General features: G+C 69.1%; 6 protein-coding genes and 1 pseudogene. 1 reads left to right on the forward strand and 6 read right to left on the reverse strand.

What is annotated here, in order from left to right:
* Window positions 1-234 precede the first annotated feature (234 nt).
* From VGX25_RS29375 to VGX25_RS29390, 4 genes are all read right to left on the reverse strand, one after another.
* Complete coding sequence (locus VGX25_RS29375; protein WP_326921181.1) at window positions 235-1,683, reverse strand: multicopper oxidase family protein; 1,449 nt, start codon at window positions 1,681-1,683, stop codon at window positions 235-237.
* Window positions 1,684-1,716: 33 nt separating this feature from the next.
* Window positions 1,717-2,538 (reverse strand): class I SAM-dependent methyltransferase, encoded by an 822-nt coding sequence (locus VGX25_RS29380; RefSeq protein ID WP_326921182.1) that lies wholly within the window; start codon window positions 2,536-2,538, stop codon window positions 1,717-1,719.
* Window positions 2,539-2,612: 74 nt separating this feature from the next.
* Window positions 2,613-3,044, reverse strand: a complete 432-nt coding sequence (locus VGX25_RS29385; RefSeq protein WP_326921183.1) for an SgcJ/EcaC family oxidoreductase — start codon at window positions 3,042-3,044, stop codon at window positions 2,613-2,615.
* Window positions 3,045-3,064: 20 nt separating this feature from the next.
* Entirely contained in the window at window positions 3,065-4,249 is a 1,185-nt protein-coding gene (locus VGX25_RS29390) for an acyl-CoA dehydrogenase family protein (RefSeq protein WP_414636022.1), read from the reverse strand.
* Window positions 4,250-4,518: 269 nt separating this feature from the next.
* Between VGX25_RS29390 and VGX25_RS29395 the strand changes: the two genes are divergently transcribed.
* Complete coding sequence (locus VGX25_RS29395; protein WP_326921184.1) at window positions 4,519-6,048, forward strand: 4-hydroxyphenylacetate 3-hydroxylase family protein; 1,530 nt, start codon at window positions 4,519-4,521, stop codon at window positions 6,046-6,048.
* A 68-nt stretch (window positions 6,049-6,116) separates the two neighbouring features.
* Here the strand turns inward: VGX25_RS29395 and VGX25_RS29400 are convergent, their stop codons facing one another.
* Both VGX25_RS29400 and VGX25_RS29405 read right to left on the reverse strand, forming a co-directional pair.
* Window positions 6,117-6,869, reverse strand: a complete 753-nt coding sequence (locus VGX25_RS29400; protein ID WP_326921185.1) for a glucose 1-dehydrogenase — start codon at window positions 6,867-6,869, stop codon at window positions 6,117-6,119.
* Window positions 6,870-6,959: 90 nt separating this feature from the next.
* Window positions 6,960-7,619: pseudogene (locus VGX25_RS29405) on the reverse strand (hypothetical protein); the annotation flags it as partial.

The following is a 7,619-nucleotide window of genomic DNA, read 5'->3' on the forward strand; positions in this document are numbered from 1 at the left end:
TCCGGTGCACGGCTGTGGACAGGGCTGCCCCGCAATCAGTACACGGGCGCCTGTCCACAGCCGTGCCACGGAACGCCGTGCCCAGCAAGCACAACGGAACCACCCCGGCGTTCCGACGCAGCCGGGAACGGCCGAAAGCAAAAACCGCCACCCAACAACGAAAACCGACCACCGGGCCTCCGACCACCGGCCTGCGACCACCCGGCCCCGACCACCGACCACCCGGCCCCGACTTCAGGGCACAATTTCCATGGTCGCCATCATCCCCGCCGACGAATGCTCCAGGAAATGACAGTGGTACACGTACCTCCCCGTGTACTCCGTGAACGTAGCCTTCACCCGCACGGCCGTCCCCGGCGCCACCTGCACCGTGTCCTTGAGCCCCACATCCTGCTGCATCGCCGGCAGCCCCTCACGATCCAGAACCTGGAACTGCGTCAGGTGCATGTGGAACGTGTGCGGAATCGAGAACTCCGTGTCAGCATTGTAGATCCGCCAGATCTCCGTGGCACCCCGCTTCACGGTGAAGTCGTTCCGCGCCGGATCGTAAGGCACACCGTTCATCAGCCCGATCGGCGCCTGCCCCGACAGGTCGAAGCTGAACGAGACCTCGCGGTTCACCGTCGCCGGCGGCAGGGTCGGCAGCGCGCGCAGGCGATCCGGCACGCGGCTGGTGTCCTCGGCCGAGCGTACGACGTCGAACCGGAGCACCGGCCCGGTGGTGTCGGCGAGCACCAGTTGGGTGCCCAGCGGGAAGCGGGAGAAGTCGATCACCACGTCGGCCCGTTCGGCGGAGCCGAGCTCGAGCTCGGTGCGCGGAATGGGCGCGGGCAGCAGCCCGCCGTCGGTCGCGATCTGGGTCAGCGGAACGCCGCCGAGGTTGAGCGTGAAGACCCGCTCGGTCGTGCCGTTGAGCAACCGGAAGCGGTACTTCCTTGCGGCGACGGGGAAGTACGGCTGCGGTCGGCCGTTGGCGAGGATGACGTCGCGGTCGGCCGGGTTGCCGCCGAAGACCAGCTGGCCGTTGGCGTCGAACAGGGCGTCGCGCAGCAGGATCGGCACGTCGTACCCGCCGCTCGGCAGCGCGAGGAGCCGCTCGTCGTCGTCCTCGATCACATAGAACCCATGCAGGCCACGGTAAACGTGCTCGGCCTCCAGGTGGTGGCTGTGGTCGTGGTACCACAGCGTCGCGCCCTGCTGCGTGTTCGGATAGTCGTACTGCCGCGCCTGCCCCGGCGCGATCACGTCCATCGGGTGGCCGTCGCTGCTGGCCGGCACGTGCGCGCCGTGCAGGTGCACGTTTGCGTGCTCGGCGAGCTGGTTGCCGAACGTGACCCGGACCGGGCGCCCTTTCCGCGCGCGGATCGTCGGTCCGACGAAGCTTCCGCCGTAGGTGAGCACCGGGGTGCGCACGCCGGGCAGGATCTCGGCGGTCGTCGACCGGATGCCGATCCGGTAGACGTCGACGCCGGACGCGGTGTCCACCGGCTGCGCCACGGGTGGAACGGGCATCCGCACGGTGAACGGGGTCACCGCCGCCGCCCTGCCGGTCGTAGCCGGCCGCACGCCGTGCACGTGCGCGGCCCGGCCATGAGCGCCCGCCGGGCTCGACCCGACGGAGGGAAGCAGCACCGCACCGCCGGCCGCCGCGCCGAGCGTCAGCAGGCGTCTTCTGTTCAGCATCTCGTGCCCCTATCGATGCGTGTCCGGTGCCGCTCAGCGAGGTTTACGAGCGGACACGATGACATAGCCGACCTGGTCTTTCCTGGGTGCGAAGAACCCGTGGTGGTTGCGGGAGAACTCGGTGACCGCCGCCGCGCCGAACTTGGCGACGATCTCCTCCTGCCGGGCGAGCGCCGCCTCGACGTACTTCGCCTTCCTGCCGAACACCCGGGTGCCGCACTGCGTGAACTCCTCGACCTGGAAGCCGTGGCGGCGCAGGTGATCGAGCCACTGCGGCAACGTGGGCAGCCGGTCGAGCTTGAGCGTGGCCATGAACTTGGCCACCCGATCGTCGATCGAACCGGACTCCAAGCTGAAGTCCGAAAAGGACAGACGGCCGCCCGGGCGGAGCACCCGGAACAGCTCGCTGATCACCTGGTCGAGGTCGGGCGCGTTCTGCAGCGACTCCAGCGCCAGCACGGCGTCGAACGTGTTGTCCGGGAAGGGAAGCGCCATGAAGTCGCCGTACTGGAAGCTCACCTGCTCGTGCACCCCGGCCGCCTCGGCGCGCTCGGCCGCCCGGTCCAGCTCGAACTTGCTCACGTTGACGCCGGTGACCAGCGCGCCGTACGCCTTGGCCAGAAACACCGCGGTCTCACCGGGTCCGCAGCCCGCGTCGAGCACGTGCTCGCCGGGCCGCAGGCCGAGCGTCTCGGTCACCTTGCGGGTCATCCGGTGGACGGCCTCGGTCAGCGTGGCGTCGTCTTCCCGGTCGTACCAGTACCACATGTGGATCTGGCCGTCGCGCAGCTCGTCGCCGATGGGTGAGCGCTCGTCGTAATGCTTCCCGATCGCGTCGACAACGTCCTCAGTCATTGGTTGTCCGCCGTTCCTCGGTCATGCCTGGGTGGAGCGCAGCGATCGGCTGCGCTCCACCGTTCGGCGTGCGGTCAGGCGGCCCGGCCGTGGGCGCTGCCACCCGAGCTGAGCGGGTAGCGCGGGGTGTTCTGGTACGCGGCGAGCCGCCACTCGCCGTCCTTCCGGGTGGCGATCCAGGATGCGCGGATGGCGCTGTCGGAGTCCACTTCGGTCTTTCCGGGCTCGAGCACACCGCCCTGGCTCAGGAGGATCGCGACATCCTCGCTGAGGAACCGGATGTCGATCGGCTTGCCGGTCACCTGGGTGCCCTTGTACCGGCCCTCGAACGCATCCGCCATGTACGACTTGATCTCGTCGCGGCCCTTGCAGTAGACGCCGGCCAGGATCATCGTGCCGTCGTCGGTGAACACGCTGGCGAAGGTCTCCGCGTCGTGGTACGCCCACGCCGCGACGACTTTCTGGGTCAGGGCGGCGATCGCGGCCTTGTCCGCGTCCGTGGTCATGCTGTTTCCCTTCCGGCGACCTAGATGTAGAGGGTGTTGGGCTCAAGGCCGCACAGCACGCGGCCGTACAGCTCGGCGTTGGTGTTGGGGTGCATCAGCGCGTGCAGGTTGACCGCCTGGACGTCCCGGCTGATCCGCTGCATGGGGATTCCGCTGTAGATCGAGGAACCGCCGCTGGCCGTGGCCAGGATGTCCACCGCCTCCTTGGCCAGCCGGACCACCGCGCCGAGGTCGGCCCGAGACCGGGCCCGCTCCTCGAGCTTCCACTCGGTGCCCTCGACGGTCTTGGTGTCCACCAGCTCGGCAAGGCGGTGCGCGTGGAACTCGGCCTGGTCGATCTTCATGGTCGCCTCGGCCACCTGGAAGTGGGTGATCGGCGCCTCGCGCTGGCTCTCGTAGCCGGTGTAGGTGATCTTGCGGTCGGGTAGCCGGCTGAAGAACGCGTCCCTTGCGCCCTTGGCCATGCCCACCACCGTGCCGACCGACGAGGCGGACGCCACCGGCAGCAGCGGCGCGCGGTAGATCGGTGAGTCCGCGTTGAGCTTCGAGGCGCTCTGCCCCTGCAGCACCACGGGCAGCGGCAGGACGCGCTCCTGCGGCACGAACAGATCCTTGGCGACCGTGCTGACGCTGCCGGTGGCCTTCAGGCCGGAGGTGTGCCAGTCGTCGACGACGAGCAGGTCGGAGATCGGCACCAGCGCCATGATCGGGTACGGGTCGCCGTCCGGCGGGACCAGGATGCTGATGATCTCCTGCCAGTGCGCGTGGTGCGCCCCGCTGATGAACCCCCACTTCCCGTTCACCACGACGCCGCCGTCGACCGGCTTGGCCATGGCCGACGGGCTCAGCGTCCCGCAGATCCGGACGTCCTCGGTGGCGAACACCTCGTCCTGCACCTGGTCCGGGAACTGGCATGCCATCCAGGTCGGGATCCAGTACACCGACGCCACCCACGACGTGGACCCGCAGCCCTGCCCGAGCGCGGTGCCGACCTCGACCAGGGTCCGGGTGTCCGCCTCGTAGCCGCCGTAGCGCTTGGGGCGGCGCAACTTGAACACGCCGGCATCGGCCAGCGCCTCGATCGACTCGTCGTGCAGCCGCCGGTTCTCCTCGGCCCAGGTCGCGTGCTTCTGGAGAAGCGGGATCAGTTCCGACGCGTTGCGCACCAGTTGCTCACGCGTTGGGATCTTGGTGGTGGCCACCATGTCCTCCTGGCAGAAGAAATTCGGACAAGAACGAATAGCAGCGAGGCCTGGCCGGGGTCCGCCGATGCTCTCCGACGACCGTCGCACCGGCCGCCACACGCGTGCATCTCCTGAATTGCGGGTTTGCCGGACCCGTCGACCGCCGGAACAGCCTTGCTGGAGCAAGGATCGATCCGCCGAAGGCCGCACGTTGCGATAAGTCCGGCACAGATTCTGCCTGCCAGGATTGGGTTTCGCGGCAGGGACCGCCGAAGGAGAGGGAACATCTGATGACCCGTCCACTGACCGGCGAGGAGTACATCGAGAGCCTGCGCGACAGCCGTGAGATCTACATCTACGGTGACCGCGTCAAGGACGTCACCACCCATCCGGCGTTCCACAACCCGGTTCGGATGACCGCCCGGCTCTACGACGCGCTGCACGATCCGGCCAACCGTGACGTGCTCACCTGCCCCACCGACACCGGCAGCGGGGGATACACGCACCGGTTCTTCACCACTCCGCACAGCGCCGAGGATCTGGTGGGCGCCCAGCAGGCGATCGCGGCCTGGTCGCGGATGAGCTACGGCTGGATGGGCCGCAGCCCCGACTACAAGGCCTCGTTCCTTGGCACGCTGGGCGCCAACGCCGAGTACTACGAGCCGTTCGCCGACAACGCCCGGCGGTGGTACGCCGAGTCGCAGGAGAAGGTCCTGTTCTGGAACCACGCCATCGTGCACCCGCCGGTCGACCGCAACCTGCCGCCCGACCAGGTGGCCGACGTGTTCGTGCACGTCGAGGAGGAGCGCGACGACGGCCTGGTGGTCAGCGGCGCCAAGGTGGTCGCGACCGGTTCGGCGCTGACCCACTACAACTTCATCGCCCACTACGGGCTGCCCATCAAGGACAAGAAGTTCGCGCTGGTCGCCACCATTCCCATGGGCGCGAAGGGCATGAAGCTGATCTGCCGGACGTCGTACACGGCGATGGCGGCGATGAACGGCAGCCCATTCGACTACCCGCTGTCGTCCCGGTTGGACGAGAACGACACGATCCTGGTGCTGGACAAGGTGCTCGTCCCGTGGGAGAACGTGTTCATCTACGGGCACCTCGGCAAGGTCCAGCTGTTCACCGGGCGCTCCGGGTTCCCCGAGCGGTTCACCTTCCACGGCTGCACCCGGCTGGCGGTGAAGCTGGAGTTCATCGCCGGCCTGCTGGCCAAGGCCGTGGAGATCACCGGCACCAAGGACTTCCGCGGCGTGCAGAGCCGCATCGGTGAGGTTCTGGCGTGGCGCAACCTGTTCTGGGCCTTCTCCGACGCCGCCGCGCGCAACCCGATCAAGTGGACCAACGGCGCCGTGCTGCCCAACCCCCAGTACGGCTTGGCGTACCGGTGGTTCATGCAGATCGGCTACCCGCGGGTGAAGGAGATCGTGCACCAGGACATCGCCAGCGGGCTGATCTACCTCAACTCCAGCGCCGAGGACTTCAAGAACCCCGACATCCGGCCCTACCTGGACAAGTACGTGCGCGGCTCGAACGGCATCGACTCCGTCGAGCGGGTCAAGGTGATGAAGCTGCTGTGGGACGCGGTGGGCACCGAGTTCGGCGGCCGCCACGAGCTCTACGAGCGCAACTACGCGGGCAACCACGAGAACACCCGCGTCGAGCTGCTCAACGCCCAGCTGGCCAACGGTCAGGTGGACGGCTACAAGTCCTTTGTGGACGAGTGCCTGGCCGAGTACGACCTGGACGGCTGGACGACGCCGGACCTGTCCTCGTTCCCGGACCTGCGCGAGCTGCGCAACGGCCTGCTCTGAGCTGGCCCCGCACGAAAAGGCCCCCGGCGAAGTCGCCGGGGGCCTCGTCGTCGTGCTGGCGACTGAGGTCAGCCGGGGATCGAGGTGGTGAGCCCGCCGTCGACGACCAGCTCCTGGCCGGTGATGTAGGCGGACTGCGGGGACAGCAGGAACAGTACGGCGTCGGCGATGTCGTTGGGGTGGCCGAGCGTGCCCAGCGCGACCTGGCTGCGGAAGAACTCGCGCACCTGGTCGTTGCCGGTCACCGCGTCGAACATCTCGGTGGTGATGTGTCCGGGGGTGACGGTGTTGACCCGGATGCCCTGCCCGGCCAGGTCCGGCGCCAGGGTCTGGGCCAGGTTCGCCACGGCGGCCTTGGTGGCGGCGTAGACGGCGCCGGCGCCCATGCCGCGGTGCACCAGCCAGGAGGCGTTCAGCACGATGGACGAGCCAGACCGCAGCAGCGGCAGCGCCTTCTGGATCGTGAAGTACGTGCCCTTGAAGTTGATGCCGACCACGTTGTCGAAATCGGCCTCGGTGACGTCGGCCGTGCGCGCGTTGAGCCCGATTCCCGCATTGGCGAACACGCCGTCGAGATTGCCGAACGTCTCCTGGGTCCGGGCGTACAGGTTGTCCAGCTCGTCGAGCTTCGACACGTCGGTCGGCACGGCGAGGACCCGGTCCCGGGCGTCCAAGCCCTTGGCCGCGCTGCTGAGTCGCTCCTCGTCGCGCCCGGCCAGCACCACGTTTCCGCCGGCTTCCACCAGCCGCCGCGCGGTGGCCAGGCCGATTCCGCTGCCCCCACCGGTAATGAGTACGGTTTTGCCATCAAAAGTCGCCATGCGACGAGGTTCCCATGCGACCGGCGGCCCGCCGTTCTTCCCGGTTGCGCGATATCTCCGTACGGCAGGTTGGCCTTTCTGGAAGAACCGCTACGGCGTGTCCAGTGGCCCGCTCATGGGGATCGTGGCGCCGTTGACCACCTGGTAGATCCGCACCGGGTCGGTCTCGGCGATCCGCTGCTCGGCCAGCCAGGCCCGGTAGCCGGCCGCGGACGGTGTCTGCCCCGGGTAGCCGGCGCGCAGCGCGTCGCGGTACCGGCCGGGCAGCTCGCCGTCGAGCCCGGAGCGCAGCGGAATGTGCGCGCCCGCCCGGATTTCCAGTAGCGGCGCGGTCGCCAGCCACGGTGCCAGGTACGTGCCGCCGGGCGGAATCCGGCCGCCGGCCGTGGCCCTGCGCAGCGCGCTGTCCGCTGTGGACCAGCCGGACACGATCAGCAGCGGGCCGGACGGCCGGTCCGGGGTGGCGACGCCGATGCCCGCGGCGGCCGCCGCCGAGCGCACCGACCGCGCCGCCGCGGCCGAGCGCGGCGTGCCGTCGGCGACCAGGGTGAGGTTCCGGTTGCCGAGCACCGCAAGGAAGTTGACGGTGTCGCGCAGCGCATCGGCGTCGTCGGGAGTCAAGGTGTCGGCCGGGCACCGGCCGGTGGGCCCGCCGGCCGGGTCGCCGGCGGCGAGCGTGCGGCCGAGCAGCGCGCTGGCGCACTCCGGGCCGTCCGGGCCGGTGATCCCGTCCGGCGCCGGCGCGCCGGC

Origin of the sequence: Actinophytocola sp., assembly GCF_035942955.1 — a bacterium.
In the GTDB taxonomy this organism is placed as follows: domain Bacteria; phylum Actinomycetota; class Actinomycetes; order Mycobacteriales; family Pseudonocardiaceae; genus DASYTH01.